Consider the following 246-nt stretch of genomic DNA (forward strand, 5'->3'; position numbering starts at 1 on the left):
GCCCCGGCTGTCGACNGCNCGGTACAGATACGCCCAGNGGCCATTGACCTTCACGTAGGTTTCATCCATGTGCCACGGGCAAAGATCGGAAGGGTTACGCCAGTACCAGCGCAGCCGTTTTTCCATTTCAGGCGCATAACGCTGNACCCAGCGGTAAATCGTGGAGTGATCGACATTCACTCCNCGTTCAGCNAGCATCTCCTGCAGCTCACGGTAACTGATGCCGTATTTGCAGTANCAGCGNAC

General features: G+C 56.7%; 1 protein-coding gene. It reads right to left on the reverse strand.

Going from position 1 to position 246, the window contains the following annotated elements:
- Positions 1-246: IS6 family transposase (locus VZP09_RS24995; protein ID WP_328795539.1), on the reverse strand; the 246-nt coding region annotated here is incomplete at both ends.

The organism is Klebsiella sp. EMBS2024, assembly GCF_036233805.1.
Lineage (GTDB): Bacteria > Pseudomonadota > Gammaproteobacteria > Enterobacterales > Enterobacteriaceae > Klebsiella > Klebsiella pneumoniae.